At 71.0% G+C, this 21,157-nt stretch carries 16 protein-coding genes and 1 pseudogene; 9 read left to right on the top strand and 8 right to left on the bottom strand.

The genetic code is table 11. The features are described from left to right. The first annotated feature begins 1 nt into the window (after position 1). A complete protein-coding gene (locus ACFYTE_RS27750; RefSeq protein WP_388715860.1) occupies positions 2-1,015 on the top strand; it encodes a cytochrome d ubiquinol oxidase subunit II in 1,014 nt (337 codons plus the stop codon). 375 nt (positions 1,016-1,390) lie between these two features. Continuing rightward, on the top strand, positions 1,391-1,675 hold the full coding sequence (locus tag ACFYTE_RS27745; RefSeq protein WP_388715856.1) for a recombinase family protein: 285 nt from the start codon (positions 1,391-1,393) through the stop codon (positions 1,673-1,675). A 763-nt stretch (positions 1,676-2,438) separates the two neighbouring features. Here ACFYTE_RS27745 and ACFYTE_RS27740 read toward each other — a convergent pair. The 4 genes from ACFYTE_RS27740 to oxc all read right to left on the bottom strand — a co-directional run bounded on the left by ACFYTE_RS27740 (position 2,439) and on the right by oxc (position 7,482). Next, positions 2,439-3,056 (bottom strand): HdeD family acid-resistance protein, encoded by a 618-nt coding sequence (locus ACFYTE_RS27740; protein WP_388715853.1) that lies wholly within the window; start codon positions 3,054-3,056, stop codon positions 2,439-2,441. A 56-nt stretch (positions 3,057-3,112) separates the two neighbouring features. Beyond that, positions 3,113-3,898, bottom strand: coding sequence for a hypothetical protein (locus ACFYTE_RS27735; protein ID WP_388715850.1), 786 nt, complete (start codon positions 3,896-3,898; stop codon positions 3,113-3,115). A 537-nt stretch (positions 3,899-4,435) separates the two neighbouring features. Then, on the bottom strand, positions 4,436-5,692 hold the full coding sequence (gene frc, locus ACFYTE_RS27730; RefSeq protein ID WP_388715847.1) for a formyl-CoA transferase: 1,257 nt from the start codon (positions 5,690-5,692) through the stop codon (positions 4,436-4,438). Between the two features lie 44 nt (positions 5,693-5,736). Further along, the gene (gene oxc / locus ACFYTE_RS27725; protein ID WP_388715844.1) at positions 5,737-7,482 is read right to left on the bottom strand and encodes an oxalyl-CoA decarboxylase; all 1,746 of its coding nucleotides are present in this window, start codon (positions 7,480-7,482) and stop codon (positions 5,737-5,739) included. A 142-nt stretch (positions 7,483-7,624) separates the two neighbouring features. Here oxc and ACFYTE_RS27720 point away from each other — a divergent pair, with 142 nt between their 5' ends. Next, positions 7,625-9,262, top strand: a complete 1,638-nt coding sequence (locus tag ACFYTE_RS27720; RefSeq protein WP_388716102.1) for a FadD7 family fatty acid--CoA ligase — start codon at positions 7,625-7,627, stop codon at positions 9,260-9,262. On the opposite strand, the gene ACFYTE_RS27715 is transcribed toward ACFYTE_RS27720, so the two are convergent. After that, positions 9,247-10,305 carry a phosphatase PAP2 family protein gene (locus ACFYTE_RS27715; protein WP_388715841.1) on the bottom strand — a complete coding sequence of 353 codons (1,059 nt, stop codon included), beginning with the start codon at positions 10,303-10,305 and terminating at the stop codon, positions 9,247-9,249. The genes ACFYTE_RS27720 and ACFYTE_RS27715 overlap by 16 nt on opposite strands. A gap of 352 nt (positions 10,306-10,657) precedes the next feature. Between ACFYTE_RS27715 and ACFYTE_RS27710 the strand changes: the two are divergent. From ACFYTE_RS27710 to ACFYTE_RS27685, 6 genes and pseudogenes are all read left to right on the top strand, one after another. Then, positions 10,658-11,272: pseudogene (locus ACFYTE_RS27710) on the top strand (ABC transporter permease); the annotation flags it as partial. A gap of 5 nt (positions 11,273-11,277) precedes the next feature. Further along, entirely contained in the window at positions 11,278-12,252 is a 975-nt protein-coding gene (locus tag ACFYTE_RS27705; RefSeq protein ID WP_388715837.1) for an ABC transporter ATP-binding protein, read from the top strand. Beyond that, positions 12,245-13,297 carry an ABC transporter ATP-binding protein gene (locus ACFYTE_RS27700; protein ID WP_388715834.1) on the top strand — a complete coding sequence of 351 codons (1,053 nt, stop codon included), beginning with the start codon at positions 12,245-12,247 and terminating at the stop codon, positions 13,295-13,297. Before ACFYTE_RS27705 ends, ACFYTE_RS27700 begins: the two co-directional genes overlap by 8 nt. A 73-nt stretch (positions 13,298-13,370) precedes the next feature. Then, positions 13,371-14,636 (top strand): MFS transporter, encoded by a 1,266-nt coding sequence (locus ACFYTE_RS27695; RefSeq protein ID WP_388715831.1) that lies wholly within the window; start codon positions 13,371-13,373, stop codon positions 14,634-14,636. 64 nt (positions 14,637-14,700) lie between these two features. Continuing rightward, the gene (locus tag ACFYTE_RS27690) at positions 14,701-14,955 is read left to right on the top strand and encodes a hypothetical protein (protein ID WP_388715828.1); all 255 of its coding nucleotides are present in this window, start codon (positions 14,701-14,703) and stop codon (positions 14,953-14,955) included. A 41-nt stretch (positions 14,956-14,996) separates the two neighbouring features. Then, positions 14,997-15,509, top strand: coding sequence for a DUF6069 family protein (locus ACFYTE_RS27685; protein ID WP_388715824.1), 513 nt, complete (start codon positions 14,997-14,999; stop codon positions 15,507-15,509). A 465-nt stretch (positions 15,510-15,974) separates the two neighbouring features. On the opposite strand, the gene ACFYTE_RS27680 is transcribed toward ACFYTE_RS27685, so the two are convergent. The 3 genes from ACFYTE_RS27680 to ACFYTE_RS27670 all read right to left on the bottom strand — a co-directional run bounded on the left by ACFYTE_RS27680 (position 15,975) and on the right by ACFYTE_RS27670 (position 21,114). Then, entirely contained in the window at positions 15,975-16,694 is a 720-nt protein-coding gene (locus ACFYTE_RS27680; RefSeq protein WP_388715821.1) for an alpha/beta fold hydrolase, read from the bottom strand. A gap of 473 nt (positions 16,695-17,167) precedes the next feature. After that, complete coding sequence (locus tag ACFYTE_RS27675) at positions 17,168-18,169, bottom strand: helix-turn-helix domain-containing protein (protein ID WP_388715818.1); 1,002 nt, start codon at positions 18,167-18,169, stop codon at positions 17,168-17,170. Between the two features lie 101 nt (positions 18,170-18,270). Continuing rightward, entirely contained in the window at positions 18,271-21,114 is a 2,844-nt protein-coding gene (locus ACFYTE_RS27670; protein WP_388715815.1) for an ATP-binding protein, read from the bottom strand. Between the last annotated feature and the right edge of the window lie 43 nt (positions 21,115-21,157).

Genomic DNA, 21,157 nt, shown 5'->3' with positions numbered 1-21,157 from the left:
CATGGCGGAGCTGATCGCGGTCTTCCTCTTCGTCGGCGTCATCGCCTACAGCCTGCTGGCCGGAGCCGACTTCGGCGCCGGGTTCTGGGACCTCGTCGCGGGCGGCGTCCGGCGCGGCCGGGAACCCCGCGCCCTGATCGACTCCTCCCTCGCGCCGGTGTGGGAGGCGAACCACACCTGGCTGATCTACTGTCTGGTCATCCTGTGGAGCGGGTTCCCGAAGGCGTTCGCCGCCATGACCACCACGCTGTACCTCCCGCTCGGGCTCGCCGCGCTCGGCATCGTTCTGCGCGGGGCCGGATTCGCCTTCCGCAAGACATCCCTGCGCACCGACGAACAACGCGTGTACGGGGCGGCGTTCGCCCTCTCGTCGGTGGTGACGCCCTACTGCTTCGGCTCCATCGCCGGCGCCCTGGCCTCCGGCCGCGTGCCCGCGCAGGGCCACGGCGACGCCATCACCAGCTGGCTGAACCCCTCCAGCGTGCTCGGCGGCGTTCTCGCCGTGCTGACCTGCGCCTACCTCGCTGCCACCTATCTGACGGTGGCGGCGCGGCGGTGCGAGGAGTGGCAACTGCTGCGGTACTTCCGGGACCGTGCCCTCGCCGCGGGCGCGGTGACAGGCGCAGTCAGCATCGCCGGCGTCTTCATCCTGCGCGCGGACGCGCCCCGGCTGTTCCACCACCTCAGCCACCGGTCGCTGCCGCTGGCCCTGCTGGCGGCCGTCTGCGGTCTGCTGGGCCTTGCCCTCCTGCGCGCCGAGCGGACCAGGGGACTGCGCGAGATCGCCGCGGCGGCCGTCGCCCTCATCGTCTGCGGCTGGGGGGTGTCCCAGTACCCCTATCTGCTGGGCACCCACCTGTCGGTCCAGGACGCGGCGGCGCCGCACGCCACCCTCGGCGTCCTCGTCGGCGTCGCATGCGTGGCGGCCGTAGTGATCCTTCCGTCACTGGTGCTGCTCTTCCGGCTGGCGGGCCGCGGCAGGATCGGCGACCAGCCTCCGCGCCGCACCTCATGATCCTCTCCGGCGGTCCCGTCCGGCCGGGCGCGCGGCACGGCACCGATGACGGGCGGGGCGCCGAGGGGCCGGCTACGCGTCGACTCAGCAACACCTGGCAGCGAGAACTCAGTTGCCGGTTGGTTCGTCGGATGCGGCAGCTCAGATGACGGAGTCCGGCAGTCCCCGCGTCGATCAGCGTTCGCAGCTCGCACGCCGGGTCTTCGTCCGGCCAGGCTCGCCACCACCGGGGGGTTCGGCGCGGCCGGGCTCGCCGCCGCGTACCAGATCCTCGTCCCTGTGCCCGGACCCACTGGCCCGCAGCTATGCCCACCGGGTGCTGCTCATCAAGGAGTTCACAGGGCGGGCACCGAGAGGGTCTTCGTCGGCATCCCGGTGGCCACCACCCCGGAGCAGGCCCTGATGGTGCAGGTCCAGGGCATGATCGCCGAGTACGAGCGGGCCCAGACCGCCGAGCGCACCCGGTGGGGCAAGCGCCACCGGGCCGGGGCCGGGGAGGTCAGCGTGCTGGGCCGGGCTCCCCACGGCTACCCGTACTTCTCCCGCGCGGAGTGCGGAGAGGCCGCCTGCAGCGTCGTCGAGACGGAGGCACCGTGGTGGCACGGATCTTCAGCCGCCACGCCGGCGGCACTGCGATGCGGGGCCTCGCCGCCGAGCTGACCGCGGTCCGGATGCCCTCACCGCAGGGCCGGCCGGAGTGGGACGCGGGCACACTCGGCCGGATGCTGCGCACATGGGGCGGGCCGCCTTCGGCAAGCGGCAGTCCGCCGGACCGGCACGGCTCAACCGGACCTCGCCACTGGCGGGGCGGAGCATCCCGGCACAGGTCGGGACCCGGGCGAGGCCACGGGAGGAATGGAGCGAGATCCCGGTTCCCGCGCTGGGAGCCGCCCCACGGCAAGGTCTGCTCCAGCCGTCCGCTGCGGGCGCCCGCCCCTTCGAGGACCTGGTCTGGCGGCTACCAGGAAGAACTCGTCACCTTAGAGGAACTGCGCGAATGTGCCCCCGTCTGGGGGCCCAGCACAGCAGCCTCACCAGCCGGTTCGATCGAGGCCATGGCAGCCCAGCTCGTCGACCAGCGGGCCTACCTTCAACTCGCCCAGAACCTGGGAATTCCTGGCCCGGCTGCACGAGCGCGCACAGACCACATCCGTCCCCAAGAGCGCATTCGGCACTCCATTCCCTCTGCCAGACCCGACCCCACTCCGGGTTACCTATTGCGATGCGCTCGTCTGAACCCGCTCGTCTGAACCCGGTATTCGCTCCACTCGACATCGCGTGTGACGCAGTGGTGCGCGTCCGTGTCATACGGAGAGCCGAACCGCAGCGGGGCCGCCGGCGGGGCCGTGCCCTCCCGCCGGCGCAGCCGTCTCTCGCGATCCCAGTAGTACTGGTGGGCGGCAGGTCCCGCCCGCGCGGACGGTCAGCCGTCCTGGCGCGGGCCGGCCGGGCCTCGCCCCAGCGCAACGCCGTGGGAAATCTCCATCACACCGGTCAGGATCAGCCAGACGCCCGCCACCAACGTCAGCGTGGCGATGGAGGAGAACGGCCAGACCACCACCGTCAGCCCCGCCAGCACGGAGACGGCCGCCAGCGCCAGCCGCAGTCCTCGCCGGCCCCCGCGGGCCTCGTCGAAGGCCGTCACGGCGAGCGTCACCCCACGCAGGATCCAGCCGAATCCGACCCAGACCGCGAGCAGCAGCAGGGACTGCGCCAGGCTGCGAAAGCACATCAGCCCCAACAGAACGCTCAGTGTGCCGCTGACGACGAGCAGGCCCCGAGAGCCGACGCCGGCGTGAGGTCCGAAGGCACCCACGATCTGCGTGATGCCGTAGCACAGAAGGAATACGCCGAAGAGCAGCCCTGCGACCGCGAGTGTGAGGCCCGGCCACACCAGGGCGAGCACCCCCACCACCACCGCGACGGCTCCGCCGGCCGTCGCCACCCGTCCTGCGGAGGTGCCCAGGAGCATCGCCAGCCGCGTTTCGGCCGACGCCTTGTCCGCAGGTCCGGTGTGAGATCCCATCGCTGAGAAAGTCATTGTCCTGACACTCCTTGTCGGTAGTGGGTCGTGCTTCGAGTGGTGAACGCCGGGCATCAGTCCTGCTGGCCCTGCGGCCAGACCGGGGGAGTACCACCCGCCAGAACCGTGGCCAGCCGCTGGGCTCCCAGTCGGACGGCCTGTGCGGTGCTGTCGGCGGAGGCGCCGCCCAGACCTCCGTTGATCAAAGTGATCGCGCTGCTGGTCCCGGCCGTCACGAACGCCACATTGAGGGAGAGCGTGAAGGGAACGCCGTCCGTGCGTCCCTTCACCACCACCAGCAGGGCCTGCCGCATGTCGCCCGCTTTCGGCACGTCCAGGACGCTGACCTGGACATTCTCCGTACCGCCGTCCGGCCGCGTGGCTTGGAAGGCGTTGCACTTGTGCGGCAGCGTGCCCAGCCACGCGCGGACGCCGCCGAGTTGCGCGGTGGGGTAGGTGCCGACCGTGTAGCGCAGCCGGCCGCCGTCCTCGGCGTCGAACACGGCCGATGCGTGTGCCTGGCCGCCCGGCTCGTCCAGGAGCCCGTCCAGCCTCAGACGGTCGAGCAACCGCTGGCAGGCCGCCGCGTCCCGGCGGTGCGTGAGGTAGGCGTGCCCGTCCACCGTGGCGCGGAGCAGGTCGTCATAGCCGCCGGCCGTGTCCCGGGACCTCGTCCACTGCGAGCCCAGGTCGGTTTCGGTCAGCAGCGCCTGCCGGGCCTGACCGACGGTGAGAGCGGTGGCCGGTGAGGTGGTTCTCGGCGCTGCGCCGGCCGCCGTCTCCACCTCCGTCCTCGGGCCTGGCCGCGGTGCGGCGCAGGCCGTCACGGCGAGCGAAACGCCGGCGACGAGAGTGAGCATCAGGCGCGGCCTTGCGCGGCGCGGACGTGTTGCGGCGGTGGGCTCGAAGGGCGCTGTCGGCGACGGATACGGCATGGTCAGCTCCAGATGGTCCTCGCGACGACGACGATGACGAAGGCGAAGGCGAAGGCGAGGGCGAGGGCGAGGGAAGACGGTGAACAGGCTGACACCACCGCGCACACATGACATCACTCATCCATGTGATCGGCAGTCAGCAGCCGTGGCTTGTTCGGGCGTGGCCAGGAAGGGGTTGAGCCGTCGGCGGTGGCCGGGGTCGGCCGACTGCGGACGGCTCGCGGACCTGGTCCCGACGCGGCGCTGGAGGTGGTGAGTTGTCCCCCTGCCGCCACAGGGGGAGGCGTCGTCGCCGACGGAACAGGCCGGGTCTTCGGCATGTCCACCGCAGCGCGGTACCGGTGGTGCGGGCATGGATCCCACGCCACCGGTACCGCCGTGCGCCAAGCCGTCGTGTGCCGAGGCCGCCGTGCGCCGAGGCCACCTCGTCGGTGCCGGCACCGACGACACGGCCGTGTGCCGTCAGACCACGACTCGCTTGGCGTGCAGCGCCGCGATCTGGTCCGCGTCGTAGCCCAAGGCGCGGAGAACGTCGTCGGTGTGCTCGCCCAGCAGGGGGGCGCCGGTGATCGAGGGCTGGAACCGGGTGAACTTGATGGGGCTGCCGACCGTGAGATAGGTGCCGCGTTCCTTCTGCTCGACCTCCACGACGGTGCCGCTGCTGCGCAGCGCCGGGTCGTGGGCGATCTCCTTCATGCTCAGCACCGGGGAGCACGGCACACCGTGCTTGCGCAGGATGTCCACGGCCTCGTACTTGGTCTTGTCGGCCAGCCAGGTCTCGATCTCGGCGAAGATGTCGAAGATGTGTGGCTGACGGGCCTGCGCCGTGCTGTACGCGGGGTCGTCGATCCACTCGGGCCTGCCCAGCGCCTGGCAGGTCGGCCCCCAGTCCTGCTCCTGGACGGTGAAGTAGATGTAGGCGTTGGGGTCCTCCTGCCAGCCCTTGCACTTGAGTACCCAGCCGGGCTGTCCGCCGCCGCCGGCGTTGCCGCCGCGCGGCACGACGTCCGTGAACGTGCCGCCCGGGTACTGCGGGTACTCCTCCAGGTAGCCCACCCGCTCCAGCCGCTGCTGGTCGCGCAGCTTGACCCGGCACAGGTTGAGTACGGCGTCCTGCATGGATACCGCGACACGCTGGCCCAGGCCGGTGCGCTCCCGGTCCAGCAGCGCCGTCAGGATGCCGATCAGCAGGTGCATGCCGCTGTTGCTGTCGCCCAGCGCGGCGGCGCTGACGGTCGGCGGACCGTCCCAGAAACCGGTGGTGGAGGCCGCGCCGCCGGCACACTGGGCCACGTTCTCGTAGACCTTGAGGTCGGCCCACGGAGAGTCGTCGTTGAAACCCTTGACCGAGCCGAAGATCAGTCGCGGGTTGAGTTTCTGCAAGTGCTCCCACGACAGGTCCATGCGGTCCAGGGCGCCGGGAGCGAGGTTCTCGACGAGGATGTCGGCGTCCCGGACCAGCTTCTCCATGACCTCCTTGCCCTCGGGTGTCTTGGTGTCGATGGCCAGGGACCGCTTGTTGCTGTTCAGCATGGTGAAGTAGAGCGCGTCGACGTACGGGATGTCCCGCAGTTGGTGGCGTGTGACGTCACCGCCGTTGGTACGTTCCACCTTCAGTACGTCGGCGCCGAACCAGGCCAGCATCTGGGTGCAGGCCGGGCCCGCCTGGACGCCGGTGAAGTCGATGACTTTGATGCCTTCGAGGGGCAGCTCTGACATGGTGGTGCAGCCTTTCTGAAGAACTCGGTGGTGCAGGTCGGTGGTCAGCGGCCGGCGGAAGGCGGCTGCACCGTCAGACCCTTGGGGTTGAGGCGGGTGAGGTGGCCGCTTTCGGTGCCCGCGGTGGGGTCGATCAGACAGTCGATGAGCGCGGGGTGCCCGGCGGCCAGGGCCTCGCGCAGCGCCGCGGCCAGCGCCGCGGGCGACTCCACGTGGTAGCCGCGGCCCCCGAACGCCTCGATCAGCCGGTCGTGCCGGGCGTGCGGGGCCAGCGTGGTGGGGGAGGGATCGTGGGACGCCGGGTTGATCCCGTCGCCGCGGTAGACACCGCCGTTGTTGAGGACGACGACGACCACCGGCAGCCGGTAGCGGCATATGGTCTCCAGTTCCATGCCGCTGAAGCCGAACGCGCTGTCCCCCTCCACCGCGACGACCGGCCGGCCCGACTCCACGGCCGCGGCGATGGCGTAACCCATGCCGACGCCCATGACACCCCAGGTGCCGCTGTCCAGGCGGTGGCGCGGCACCTGCATATCGATGACGTTGCGCGCGATGTCGAGCGCGTTGGCACCCTCGTTGACCAGGTAGACGTGCGGATTCTCGTGCAACACATCCCGGATCTCGCGCAGGGCGCCGTAGAACCTCATGGGGTGCGGGTCGGCGGCGAGCCGCTCCGCCATCTTTGCCGCGTTGTGCCGGGTGCGCTCCGCGAGTTCCGCCCGCCACGCCTGGGACACGATGATCTGCCCCGGGCGGGTGCGCTCCACCAGAGCGCCCATCACCGAGCCGATGTCGCCGACCAGCGGGGCGGCGATCGGCTGGTTGCTGTCCATCTCGGCGGGCTCGATGTCGACCTGGACGAACTTGGCGTCCGGGCTCCACTGCCCCGGTTCGCCGTGTCCCAGCAGCCAGTTCAGCCGTGCCCCGACCAGCAGGACCACGTCGGCCCGCTTCAGCGCCAGGGACCGGGCCGCGGCCGCCGACTGCGGATGGTCGTCCGGAATGAGCCCCTTGGCCATGGACATCGGCAGAAAGGGCAGGCCGGTGGTGTCGATGAACTCCCGGACGACGTCGTCCGCCCGTGCGTAGGCGGCCCCCTTGCCGAGGACGACCAGCGGGCGTTCGGCGCCCGCGAGCAGGGCGACCGCCCGGTCCACGGCCTCGGGGGCGGGCAGCTGCCGTGGGGCCGGGTCGACCAGTCGCCACAGGGGCGCCTCGCCCTGGGCCGCGTCCAGGGTGTCGCCCAGCACGGAGGCCGGGATGTCCAGGTAGACCCCGCCGGGACGCCCCGATACCGCCGTGCGCAGGGCCCGTGCGATACCACGGCCGATGTCCTGGGCCCGGTCCACGCGGTAGGCGGCCTTCACGAAGGGCCTGGCGGCGGCGAGTTGGTCCAGTTCCTCGTAGTCGCCCTGCTTGAGGTCGACGATGTGCCGTTCACTGGAGCCGGATATCTGCACCACCGGGAAGCAGTTGGTGGTCGCCTCCGCCAGTGCCACCAGCCCGTTGAGGAACCCGGGGGCGGATACCGTCAGACACACGCCGGGGCGGCCGGTGAGGAAGCCGGCCGCGGCCGCCGCCCGGCCGGCGCTGCTCTCGTGCCGGAAGCCGATGAACCGGATGCCGGACGCCTGAGCCAGTCGCGCCAGATCCGTCACGGGAATGCCGACCAGGCCGTACATGGTCTCGACGCCGTTCAACTTGAGCGCATCCACGACGAGATGAGCGCCGTCCGTCCGGGCGTCGGGCCGGGCCGAGATGTGTCCGGACTCAGGAATAGTGTCACTCACGACTGTTAGACCCCTCCACCTGTCTCACAAAACACTTGACTTCGACATGATGACATCAAGTCGGGAAAGGTGCGCGACAATGGTTGCGACGGCTAATCAATGCCTGACATAAGGTGAGTTGAGTATTGACTCTTAGGCTCAGATAGTTCTGGAGGAGACATGTCTCGTCACCGCGCCCCACCACGGTCATGCGGACGGCTACCGTCCGCCGGCTGTCACCGGCCTGCACGATCTGATCGACGCGCAGGCCGGCCGACGGCCGAGGGCCCGGGCGCTGCTGGTCGGCGCGGACCGCGCCCCCGTGTCGTACGGGACGCTCGCGGCGCTGGCGGGCGAACTGGCCCTGCAGCTACGGGCGGAGGGGCTGCGTCCGGGCCGCCCCGTGGGCCTGGTGAGCGGGAACAACCTGGAGTTCGTCGTCGCGCTGCTGGGCGCGGCCCGCGCCGGCCTGGTCGTCGCCCCCCTCGACCCGACCCTCCCGGAGCCGGAGCGGCAGGCCTGCTACACGGCACTGGGCGTCCAAGCGGTGCTCACCGGACCGCCCGCGGCCATCCAGCGGCCCGCGTCCCCCGAGGTCCCGGCCGCAACCCTCGGCGGCCCGGCGTACTGGCCGCTGACCGTCGCCCGCGGGAACGACGGACAGTACGCCGTCACCCTGGCAGCCGGCGCAGCCCCCCTCCCCGGTGGGGCGGCGCACGGCGCCGCCACCGAACTGACCGGCGAGGACGCGCTCGCGCTGTTCACAGCCGGCACGACGGGCCGGGCCAAGACGGTCCCGCTGACGCACACCAACGTGGCGGCCTCCGTACGCTCCATCGCCGCCTGCTACAGACTCACCCCCGAGGACGCCACCGTGGCGGCCATGCCGTTCTTCCACGGGCACGGCCTGCTGGCCGGCCTGCTGACCACGCTCGCCAGCGGCGGCTGCGTACTACTGCCGGAACGCGGGCGGTTCACCGCCCACACGTTCTGGGACGACATGCGGGCAGCCTCCGCCACCTGGTACACGGCCGTGCCCACGATCCACGACATCCTGCTGCAACGCGCGCCCCAGGAGTACTGCGGTTCCCGGGTCCTGCCGCTGCGGTTCGCGCGCAGTTGCAGCGCACCGCTGGCCCCGGCCACCGCCCGGGCCCTGGAGCACCTGCTCGACGCCCCGGTGCTGTCCGCGTACGGCATGACGGAATCCACCCACCAGGCGGCGAGCGAACCGCTGTCCGCGCCCCCCGGCCGCACGCCCGGCTCCGTCGGCCGGCCGGCCCCCGTGCGCGTCCGTGTCCTGGACGCCGCCCAACGGCCGTGCGCGCCGGGCACGGAGGGGGAGATCTGGGTGCAGGGACCCACGGTCGCGCGGGGCTACCTGACTGATCCCGAGGCGACGGCCGCCGCCTTCCACGACGGCTGGTTCCGCACCGGCGACCTCGGCCGCCTCGACCCGGAGGGCCGGCTGCTGCTCACCGGCCGACTCAAGAACCTCATCAACCGCGGCGGAGAGAAGATCTCCCCGGAACTCGTCGAGGAGGTCCTCACCGCCTTCCCCGGCGTCACCGAGGCCGCGGTGTTCGCCGTGCCCGATCCCCTCTACGGCCAGTGTGTCGGCGCGGCGGTCGTGCTCGGCCGTGGCAGCACCTCCACCGACTACGACCTTCTGGCCCACTGCCGCAGCCGGCTGGCCCCCTACGAAGTGCCCGACCGCCTCGCCATCGTGCTGTCCCTGCCGCACACGGCCAAGGGAACACTCAACAGGCGGGCGGTGGCCGACCTCTACGGCTCCCGATGACGGCCCGCCGCGGGACGGAGGCGACCGATCAGCCGGGACGTGCCGAGCCGTCGGCCCGCCGTACCCGGCGGCTCGACACGTGACGCACCGCAGGGATGCGGCGTCCACGGCGCCGGGGAGCGCCCGAGGTCGACGTCACGCAACAGCGTGAGCAGCACGAGGGTGACCGCCGCGCTGGCGCCCGCGGCCAGCGCATGTCCGGCCCGGTAGGCCCAGAGCGGCACAGCGGGGTCGCCAGGCGCCAACCGGAACATCGAGTACAGCAGAAGTACCGTGCCGGCGCCGAGCCCGAGCAGCGCCGTGCAGGACAGCGGAGCGAGCACGAGCAGTGCGCGCAGCCGATGACGGCGCTCGCGCACATGACGTACCCGGCCCGTTCGGGCCAGGGCGGCGGTGAGCCCACAGGCGACAGCCAGGACGAGCAGGTCGGCGCCGATGGTGTCGCTGGGGCGGTGCCAGCCGGCGGCCACCGTGTAGGCACCGACGAAAGTCGCCCACAGGGAACACAGGCCGACGGCGACACCGCGCAACCGGAGCGGCACGACGATGAGCAGGCCGAACATCACGCTCATCGCGATGGTGGTGTGACCACTGGGAAAGCTGTTGCGCAGCAGAGAGCCGGGCGCGCCCACCAGATCGGGACGGCACAGCACGTACCGCTTGAGCACCTCGGCCGACAGCAGGGAGACACCGACCGTACTGACGGCGACTGCCGTCAGGGCGTACCGGCGGCGCACCAGACCCATCACGGCGAGGACCGCCACCGCCGCGCCGAGCGAGGAGGTGGTGACAGCGTCCAGGTTCCGGTCCGCCTCATGGGCGGCGGCCAGCGTCTCGTCCTGGAGGCGCCCGGCCAGCACCGCGTTCTCCCACCGCTGCCCGGTCGCTGTTCCGACGAAGGCCAGGTACACGGCGACCACCAGCACCGACGCGACGGCGACGGCCACCTGCAACCGCACCTGAACCCGGCGGACGAAGGACTGCTGCCCGGCCCCAGTGGGGAAGCGGCTGCGCAGTGACAGGGCCGTTCGTGGTCCGAGCATGGCAAGTCCCTGCATCTGTGTCGGTGTGAGTCCCGGACGTTCGGGTGTACATGTCCCGTGCTCAGGCAAGTCATGTGCGTATATGACTCGGTGCACGAGGGCTTGAGTGTACAGACGCGCTACTGCGTTGAGGTCGCTGACACTGCCCTGTTGCACGGCACGTCCCGTGCCTGACATCAGTTGTGTCTTTCTCGCTTGAACATGCGATGTGCCGTTCACACGCCGATGCATATCTTTCGAGGCGTTCCGTGCCGACGGCTACGGCACAGCGCATTTCGAGGAGGCACTGCATGTACGGAGCGACGCACGCCAGATGGGCCGCGGGAGCGGCGGCGGTCGCGCTCGTGGCGACGGTGCCCGCACGTCGGTGACGGTCGGTGTCCTCGCCACGCTGGGTGTCGCCGTCCTGGGCGCGGTCCTCGGCGGCCTCGCCGGGTTTTTCGGCGGGGTGTGGGACGTGGTCCTTTCCCGGATCACCGACATCTTCTTCGCGATCCCCGTGGTGCTCGGCGGTCTGGTGCTGCTGTCCGTGGTGACCGGCAACACGGTCTGGCCCGTCATCGGGTTCATGGTGCTGCTGGGCTGGCCGCAGATCTCCCGGATCGCCCGCGGCTCCGTGATCACCGCCAAGCAGCACGACTACGTGCAGGCCGCCCGCGCCCTCGGGGCCTCCAACACCCGGCTGCTGCTGCGGCACATCGCGCCCAACGCCGTCGCCCCGGTGATCGTCGTCGCGACCATCGCGCTCGGCACGTACATCGCCCTGGAGGCGACGCTGTCCTACCTCGGCGTCGGTCTGAAGCCGCCCACCGTCTCCTGGGGCATCGACCTGTCCGCGGCGTCCCCGTACATCCGCAACGCCCCGCACATGCTGCTCTGGCCGGCCGGCGCCCTGGCGATCACCGTCCTGGCGTTCATCATGCTCGGCGACGCGGTGCGCGACGCCCTCGACCCGAAGCTGAGGTGACGGCCGTGCTGCTCGAAGTGCGCGATCTGCGCGTGGAGTTCCGCACCCGGGACGGGGTGGCCAAGGCCGTCAACGGGGTCGACTACCACGTGGACAAGGGCGAGACGCTCGCCGTGCTCGGCGAGTCCGGCTCCGGCAAGTCCGTGACCGCCCAGGCGATCATGGGCATCCTCGACACACCGCCGAGCCGGATCACCGGCGGCGAGATCCTCTTCCAGGGCCGTGACCTGCTGAAGCTGAAAGAGGACGAACGGCGCACGGTCCGCGGCGCGGAGATGGCGATGATCTTCCAGGACGCGCTGTCCTCCCTGAACCCCGTGCTCACGGTCGGCGACCAGCTCGGCGAGATGTTCACCGTCCACCGCGGAATGTCCCGCAAGGACGCCCGTACCAAGGCGGTCGAGCTGATGGACCGGGTACGCATCCCGGCCGCCGCCCAGCGCGTACGGGACTATCCGCACCAGTTCTCCGGCGGCATGCGCCAGCGCATCATGATCGCCATGGCGCTGGCGCTCGAACCGGCCCTGATCATCGCCGACGAGCCGACCACCGCGCTCGACGTCACCGTCCAGGCCCAGGTCATGGACCTCCTCGCCGAGTTGCAGCGCGAACTCGGCATGGGCCTCATCCTCATCACCCACGACCTCGGGGTGGTCGCCGACGTAGCCGACCGGATCGCCGTCATGTACGCGGGCCGGATCGTCGAGTCGGCCCCGGTCCACGACCTCTACAAGGCGCCCGCACACCCGTACACCAGAGGCCTTCTGGAGTCGATCCCGCGCCTGGACCAAAAGGGCCGGGAGCTCTACGCGATCGCGGGGCTGCCCCCCAATGTGATGCACATCCCGCCGGGCTGCGCCTTCCACCCGCGCTGCCCGATGGCCCGCGACATGTGCCGCACCGACGAGCCACCGCTGTACGAGGTCTCCGACGTCCGCGGCAGCGCGTGCCACTTCTGGCGGGAGTGCCTGGATGGCTGAGGCGATTCTGGAGGTCAGCGGGCTGGTGAAGCACTATCCGCTCACCCGGGGCATCGTGTTCCGCAAGCAGGTCGGAGCCGTCAAGGCGGTCGACGGGGTGGACTTCACCCTGGACCGGGGCGAGACCCTCGGCATCGTGGGCGAGTCCGGCTGCGGCAAGTCCACGGTCGCCCGGATGCTGGTGAACCTGGAACGGCCGACGGCGGGCGCGATCCGCTACAAGGGCGAGGACATCACCAAGCTGTCGGGCCGGGCTCTGAAGGCGGTGCGCCGCAACATCCAGATGGTCTTCCAGGACCCGTACACCTCCCTCAACCCCCGCATGACGGTCGGCGACATCATCGGTGAGCCGTACGACATCCACCCGGAGGTGGCGCCCAAGGGTGAGCGCAGGAAACGGGTGCGGGACCTCCTCGACGTGGTCGGCCTGAACCCCGAGTACGTCAATCGCTACCCGCACCAGTTCTCCGGCGGTCAGCGCCAGCGCATCGGCATCGCCCGGGGCCTCGCCCTGCGCCCGGAGATCATCGTGGCGGACGAGCCGGTCTCCGCGCTCGACGTCTCCGTACAAGCCCAGGTCATCAATCTGCTGGACCGCCTCCAGGACGAGTTCGACCTCAGTTACGTCTTCATCGCGCACGATCTGTCGATCGTGCGGCACATCTCCGACCGGGTCGGCGTGATGTACCTGGGGCGCATCGTGGAGACCGGCCGGGACGCCGAGATCTACGATCACCCGACGCACCCCTATACCCAGGCCCTGCTGTCCGCCGTGCCCGTGCCCGACCCGGAGGCCCGGGAGCACCGGGAACGGATCATCCTCGCCGGCGACGTGCCCTCCCCGGCGAACATCCCCTCCGGCTGCCGCTTCCGCACCCGCTGCTGGAAGGCCCAGGAGCGATGCGCCCAGGACGAGCCGACGCTCACCGTCCCCGAGCGCTTCCGAAGTCCGGGTTCCCCGGCCTTCCACGATTCGGCCTGTCACTTCGCGGAGGAGAAGCAGGTCGTTCCGCCCGAGGACGGCACGTGGGAGGCGGACCGGTGACGCAACGGATGGGGCATACCCCCCTTCGATTCTGTTAAAGATTCAATTATCAACCTCGTGATCGGAACACCTCATGGCACGGACAACGTCCCAGCCCACCGCACGGCACCGGCCCGCCAGGACCTACGCGCACGACGGCGCCGGGCGCCGGCACGGCGTCGGCTTCGTCCTCATCGCGTTCGCCTTCCTGACCGCGATGGCCTTCTCCACCGTGCCGACGCCCCTGTATCCGCTGTACATGGCGCGTGACGGGTTCTCCACCTTCATGGTCACCGTCGTCTTCGCCGCCTACGCGGTCGGCGTCGTCATCAGCCTGCTGCTCGCCGGGCACATCTCGGACTGGGTCGGCCGCAAGAAGGTCCTTATACCGGCGATCGCTCTGGAACTGGTCGCCGCAGTGCTGTTCCTGACCAGTACCGCACTGCCGGTACTGCTCGCCGCCCGGCTCATCACCGGTCTCGGCGTCGGCATGGTGACCGCCACCGCCACCGCCCACCTGCACGATCTGCACACCGCCCACCGGCCCGGCGCGTCCACCCAGCGCTTCGAGCTGGTGTCGACCGGGGCGAACATCGGCGGCCTCGGCGTCGGCCCCCTGGTCGCCGGCTTCCTCGCCCAGTGGGCCGGCACGCCGCTGCGCACCCCGTACGTCGTGTTCGCCGTGCTGCTGCTGGCGAGCCTGGTCGCCGTCGCGCTGACCCCGGAGACGGTCGAGGAGCAGTTCGCCAGGCCCGCCTACCGGCCCCAGCGGATCAGCGTCGACCACGGTGACCGCGTCGGCTATCTCGGCGCGGCGGTCGGCGCCTTCGCGTCCTTCGCCGTGTTCGGGCTGTTCAACTCGGTCGCCCCGGGCTTCGTCGCCGGCACCCTGCACCACCCGTCCCGCGCCCTGGCCGGACTGATCGTCTTCGCCGTCTTCGGTGCCGCCGCGGCGGCGCAGTCCCTGACCGTCGGCCTGAGCGCCGGTGCGAAGCGGGCCCTGGGCCTGTTCGGCCAGGCCGTGGGTGTCGCGGTGCTGGTCGCCGGGATGCACACCGCCAGCCTGGCCGCGTTCCTCACCGGCGGCGTCCTCGCGGGTATCGGCGCCGGCGTCCTGTTCAAGGCCGCCGTCGGCACGGTCACCGCGATGTCCGCCCCGGCCGAGCGCGGTGAGGCTCTCGCCGGACTGTTCCTCATCGCCTACCTCGGACTGACTCTGCCCGTCATCGGCATCGGCGTGGCCACCCTGAGCTTCGCCGCCACCACGGTCATGACCTGGTTCGCCGCCATCCTGCTCGTCCTGCTCACCGCAGTCGCCGTCCTGGCCCGGCGCCGACGGACCGCTCCGGACGCCGGCTGACGCGCCGACGGCCGACCTCCCCTGCACCCCCGCACCCCTGCACCCTGCACCGGAAGGCTGCCCCGTGAACCCCAGCCGCTTCGGCGTCCTTTTCCGCCCACACGGTGGCCACCGCCTGCTGACCGCCAACGCCCCGGCCGCCGCGAACAGCGACTTCGGCTTCGCCGCGATCCAGGACCAGCACCCCTACGTCCCGGACCTCCTCGACCCGCACGACGGGGCGGCCGCCGGGACCGGACCTCGGGCGACCGGCCGGGTGGTGTCGGTGGCCGAGCCGACCGCCTGGACGACCCGGTGGCTGCCCTCCCCGGGCGTATGACCCGGACCGACACGCGTCAACCACTTTCGGAAAGGTGACTCATGGACGGCTCTGCTCCCTACGGCGACGTTTCCCGCTACAGTCCGCGCGGCGGACCGGGGGAGCAAGTGCCGCCCGGGCCACAGGCGGTCGCGGCCGGGCGGTTGTGGGCGACGGGTGCCGCGACGGCGGTGGTGGCCGCGCTGGTCGCGGTCGTGGCGACGATGCTCGTTCGCGGCGTCCTCGACATCCCGCTGTTCGCGCCGCGGCGGGCGGGCACGTGGGGCGACGCCACGACGGGATACCTGGCAGGCTGGGCTGCGGCCGCCGCCGCCCTGGCCACCGGACTGCTGCACCTGCTGCTGGTGACCGTCGCTCGGCCGCGCGCCTTCTTCGCATGGATCGCGGGCCTGGTGACCGTGGCGCTGGCACTCCTGCCGTTCACCACCGGCATCGGCATCGCAGCCGCGCTCGCCAGCGCGGCGGTGTTCCTGGCCATAGGAGCGACGATCACCGGACTGCTGTCCGCCACCGTGTACAGCGTCGCCCCGCCCGAGGGCCGCAGCACCTGGTGACGTTCGCACCGCCGAAGCCGGCCCTGCCGGTTTCCCAGCCGGTGTCCTGAACCTCGGCCGGGCCGCCCCCCGTCCGGCACGCGCTTCCCCGAGCCCTTCGAGCAGGCGGTACCCCGATGACGACGTGCGCTGATCCGACCGGCGGTCGGACACAGGCTCGGAGGAAGAACAGCGCCGCGCCCGCCGATTTCCTCGGCGGCCGGGCGCGGCAGGCCGAACGTCGGCCCGAGGGGTCGGGCCGACTGGTCCGCGCAGCGGCGAGCGGGGGCCGCCGTCCCTGCTCGGTCGCGCGCAGCCGCTCCTGAAGCCGGTCGCGGGGGCGCACGGGAGGCGGCGTCGAACCGCCCCGCGGTGCAGGGCGCGACAACGGCCGCGTCTGGACGGACCGAAACGGAAGCCCGGTCGACGGCGGGAAGCGGATCCACCCGAGCCGCACCGTGTCCCCGCGGGCGTCAGGGGCTGGTGTCAGGTTGTTGCTCGCACCGCGTCGCGTATCAGCTCTGCTGCTTCCTGGGGCTGGGAGAGAGGGACGGCGTGTGAGGCGCCTTCTGCTTCGAGGACTGTTGCTTCGGCCCGCCGGGCGCCGTGCCGCACGAGTTCAGGGCTGACGGCTCTGTCGGCGCCGGCCACGAGTACCCACGAGGGCTTGTTCCTCCATGCCGCGGCCGGGATCGTCTCCGCACACGCCGAGACCGCCAAGGGGCGTTGGGCCGCTGCCAGGATCCTGGCGGTGCGGGGCGGCACGTCGGCGGCGAAGACGCAGTGGAAGGCCTGGTCGGAGAGGGTGACTTCGGTCGTCGGCCGACCGTCGCCGAAGGCGGGGAAGGTGCTTGGCCGGAGGGCGTCGGCCAGGGAGGGAAGAGGGAAACGCCGGTGCAGTTGCGTCAGGCTTTCGCCCTCCTGCGGCAGGGGAGCGGCGATGTAGACGAGGCCCACGACGTTCTCGGCGGTGCCTGCCACGGTGATGACCGCGCCGCCGTAGCCGTGGCCGACCAGGACGACGGGGCCGGTGATCTGGGCGGCGACAGAGGCGACGTACGCGGCATCGGATACCGGTCCGCGCAGCGGGTTCGGCGGCGCGAGGACCGGGATGCCGTGGTGTTGCAGCTTCGGGATGACGCCGGACCAGATGCCGGCGTCGGTGAAGGCACCGTGTACAAGTACGGCGGTCGGAACGGTGACCATGTTCGGGCTTTCTGGTGGGGGCGGGGCGCGGTGCCGGCGGGTGTGTGAAGGCGCGGCTGCCGGTGGCGGCGCAGGCAGGGGGCTTCGGGTGCTGTGCGTCGGGCCTTTCGCCGGCTGCGCGCGGCACTGCGGGGATGTGGTCCGGGGGGCGAGGCCGGACGGGCACGGCGGGCCGGCAAAGCCTCGCGGGTGTGTATGGCGGGCCGAGCCGAGCCGCTGTCGAGCCGGCGGAGGGGCGCCGGGCATCGAGGATTTCGGAGGACTTCGGACGGTGCGCACGTGCCGTGCCGTCTGCGCGGCGTATCGGCGACAGACCCGGGCCGTGCGGGTGCGGGCGTCGGGCTGGGAGGCTGTGCCGTGCCGTGCGGGCTTCGCCGTTGTCCGGCCGTGCGCTGACTTCGCGCAGCCGGTGCACGGGCGGTCCGGCTGTGCGGCGCGGCCTCCGCCCTCTATCGCTCGACTGCCTTTGCCGGCTACAGGTGCTCAAGCGCGTTGGCCTGGCGCCAGTCAGTGGGGGAGACGCCGTAGGCGGCCCGGAACATTCTGCTGAAGTGGGCGGCGTTGTTGAAGCCGCGGTGGCGTGCCACCGCGGCTATCGTGCGGTCCAGCATGTCGTGGCGGGCCAGGTCACAGCGGCACGCTTCCAGCCGGTGCTGCTGTATCCAGCGGCGCACGGTCGTACCTTCGCTCTGGAACAGCTTGTGCAGGTAGCGCAGCGAGATGTGCTGCGCCCGGGCGATGTCCGCGGGTGACAGGCCGGGATCGGTGAGGTGTTCCAGGATGAACGCTTTGATCTGCGAGAGCAGCGTGCTGTTTCCTGTCGATGCTCCGCCGTGCCGGCTCCCGAGGCGCTCCTCGGCCAGTGCTGTGAGGAGTCGTACGGCATTGCGGGCCACGAGTTCGCTGACATGCGGGGGATAGGTCTCCGCATGGTCCACGAGCCAGTTGATGACGGGGGACAGCAGCTTGCCGAGCGGTGCGTCCGGGCGGAGGGGAAGGGCGGTGATGCGGGCCAGCTCCGGCTCCGTCATGCCCAGCATGTCGTGGTGCACCATCAGGGCCCTCGCACGGAACGGGCGAGGGAGGCTTATCCGGAACGGCCGCGTCATGTCGCAGACGAAGATGTCCCCCGGTCCCAGGGCTGACTCGCGGCCGTCTTGTCCCAGACGGGCCGTGCCGTGTTGCAGCAAGGTGATCAGGACGTACCTGTGTTCGCTGTCCTGGGCGGCAAGCCGGCCGGTGCGCTGGGCGGTGAGGCTGTCGGCGTGCACGGTGACGGCTTGGAGCAGGCCCGGTGACGTCGTCCGTATGGTGCCGCAGCAGGCCTCGCCGAAGAAGAAGACGCGCCGCGCCCCGCAGGTATGGGACAGGGCGGGGCGCCCGTACGTCTGCCTGTCGGCCCCGGACGGCGAAACGGTGGTGTGAGTACGGCTGGTGACGCCTTCGGTGTCGAGCACCAGTGCCTTGGATGTCATGATCGTCTCCCCTCTCTGCATACGATCATGGCTGAGGGGCCGTGGCACGAGCATCACTCGCATCCGCCCGAGCGGAAGGCGGAACGTGTGATACGAAGCCGTTACGCTCCGTGTTCCCTTTCGCCGGCGAGCCGGGTGAGGTCGGCCCGGGACGTGATGCCGAGCTTGGTGAAGGCGTGCCGCAGGTGCGAGTTGACCGTGTGCGGGGAGATGCCCAGGCGCTCTGCCACCTGGCGGTTTGTCAGACCTTGCACCACGATACGGACGACGGCGACCTCGGAAGCCGTCAGTTCCGGCCAGGCCGCGGTGAACCTGCCGCCAGAAGTGTGGCGGCGGGGCGCCCCGGCGGCCCGGAGCCGGCGGCGGACGCGCACCGCGTCGCGCTCGGCTCCTGCCTTCATATACAGATTGAGTGCCGCGTCGAGATGGGACACCGCTTCGGCAGCGCTCCGCGCGGCAAGCCATCGTCCCGCGTCCTCAAGCGCGGAGGCCCGGGGAAGCAGTCGGTTCACGCTCTCGTAGAGTTCGACGGCGCGCAGCAGCAGGGTGAGGTCATTGTCGAGCAGCCCCCGGGCGTGCGCGGCAGCGGCCGCAAGGAGGGGAAAGTCCGGGTTGTGCGACGCCCGGCCTTCCGCCATGCCGACCACTGCGGCAGCATGATCGATGGCCCCCGCCCTCAGCGCCATGCGTACGAAGACAGGAGCGTCAGCCGGGTCGTCCGGGCTCGCCAGGGAGGGGCCCGGCAGACTGAAGGTGCTGATCGCCTCGGTGAGGAGTTCCATGGCCGCCCCGGAGCGGCCCTTGGCGTCGGCGATGAGCGCCAGCAGCCAGGAGCCGATGTTGCGCACGAGAACGGCCGGCGCGGCGAGCATCCGCTGCACGCCGGCCGAGAGGGCCTGCACCGCGTCCCAGTCGTCTGTGTGCAGGGCGACACGCATCAGGGTGTACAGCACCGTGGCGTCGGCGAAGTCACCCGGGTCCATCTCGTTCGACATGGCAGCTGCCGCCTCGGCCTCGGCCCGCGCGTCCTCCAGCCGCCCCGCATCCAGCAGCGCCCGGAAACGGACGTTCAGCCACAGGTCCATGGCCGCCGCCTGCTCGTGCCGCTGGCTCTCGCGAAAGCCCGCGTCGGCCTCGGCCAGCGCCTCGTCCGAGCGGCCGGCCGCATTCAGCAAGAATGTTCTCCACAGCGCCTCCGGTACCCACAGCGAATGCGCGATGCCCTCCTCGGCCGCCAGGGAAATGGAGTGGTCGGCCAGTTCGAACGCCGCCGTCCAGTCCAACTGGTAGAACCGCACCACCGAGTCGACAGCGATTGCTGTGGCCCGGGCCGCCTTGTCCTGGGCCTCGGACGCCGCCTCCAGCGCCTCCTCGACCGCCTCCGCAGTGGCTGCAAAGTCCCCGACCATGGACAGATTCAGGCACTTCAACGCCAGAAGCTGGGCGCGCAGCTGCGAAGAGATACCGGGAAGGGCGGCTCCCGCTCCGGCCTGGTGGGCAGCCTCGGCGAAGTCGTACTGGCTCGAAACCCGGGCCAGGCCGAGCCGCAGCCACGCTTCGTCCTCCGGCGGCATGCTGCCGGGCGGCGCCGTTGCCGCAAGCGCCCGGGCCTCGGAAACCTGGCCGGCCTGCCACATCAACAACATGGTCTCCGCGACGATCGCCGCACGCTCCGGCGCGTCGGCAGCCGTGAGATCAAGCGCCCTGCTGCTCAGTTCCTGAGCCGAGGCCGGCGCCGATGCGGACAGTTCCCCCGCGGCCGCCCGCAGCACTTCCACGGCGCCCCGGTCACCGGGCTCCGCACTGTCCACCAGCAGCGCGGCCGTCTCGGTCACCGGTGCCCCCCGTGTCATCAGGACGTCGGCGGCGTGACGTCTCACCGCCCGGCGTACGGACACGGGCAGACCGGTTTCCACCGCCTCGCGGAGCAGGTCGTGGCGGAACAACAGCCGTTCGTCCCGCTCGACGAACAGATCCGCATCGACCGCCTCCTGGACAGGGGCGATCAGCGCTGCCGAGGGCTTGCCGAGCAACTCGGCCAGAAGACCGATGGTGACGGAGCGGCCGACCGCGGACGCCGTCTGTACGACCTCCCGCGCGAGCGGAGAAAACCGGTCCAGGTGCCGCTGTACGGAGCTCTGGAAGCGCATGGGCACCTGATCGCCCACCAACCGCGCCACATCGTCCCGAACGACCACCGCATGCTCCTCCAGCATGCCGCGCAGCAGGTCGACCAGCATCAAAGGAACACCCTCCGCGCGGCGGGCCACATTCAGCGCCCCCGCATCGGGCACGGCTGCCAGAACGTCCTGCGCGATCTGAGCGACGGCGGCGTCGGCGAGCGGACCGAGGACGATCCGGTGCCCGCCGCGCTGTTCCAACTGCTCCATCGTCGCCCGCACGCCGGGGGCCGCGGCGGCGCTGCGCACGGTCACCAGCCACAGCAGGGCATGGGACGACAACCGGGCCGAAAGGGTACGCAGGGCCAGGAGCGTCACGTCGTCCAGCCACTGCATGTCGTCCAGGGTGATGACCAGCGGAGTGTCCAGGGCGGCCTGCTCCAGCCGGTCCTGCAGCTCCTGCAGCAGCCAGAACCGCTGCTCCGGGGCGGACGCCAGATCCCGCAACCTGCCCATATCGAACAACGAGCCGGCACCGGAGAGCAACCCGTCCAGCAGCGGCCCCAGCGGGACGAACTGGCCCTCCGGATCGGCACCCCCCTGGAACACCCGGATCCCGCGGCGCAGCGCCATACCCTGGGCCTCGGCCAAAAGGCGGGTCTTGCCGCTGCCGGGAGCACCCTCGATGCACACGACGCCCCCGCGGCCCTTCAGCAGCGCGTCGAATCGGGCGGAGATGAAGGCCAGTTCCTCGTCCCTGCCCCGCAACGGCGTCTGCGTCCCCCCTGCGGCCTGAGACTGGAACGGCTGCCGAGATCGGTCCATGGGTGTCCTCTTCTATATGTATCTATATGTATCTATATGTAGC

This window comes from Streptomyces sp. NPDC004629 (genome assembly GCF_042873595.1).
GTDB lineage: Bacteria > Actinomycetota > Actinomycetes > Streptomycetales > Streptomycetaceae > Streptomyces.
This window is presented reverse-complemented; position numbering and strand designations above follow the sequence as displayed.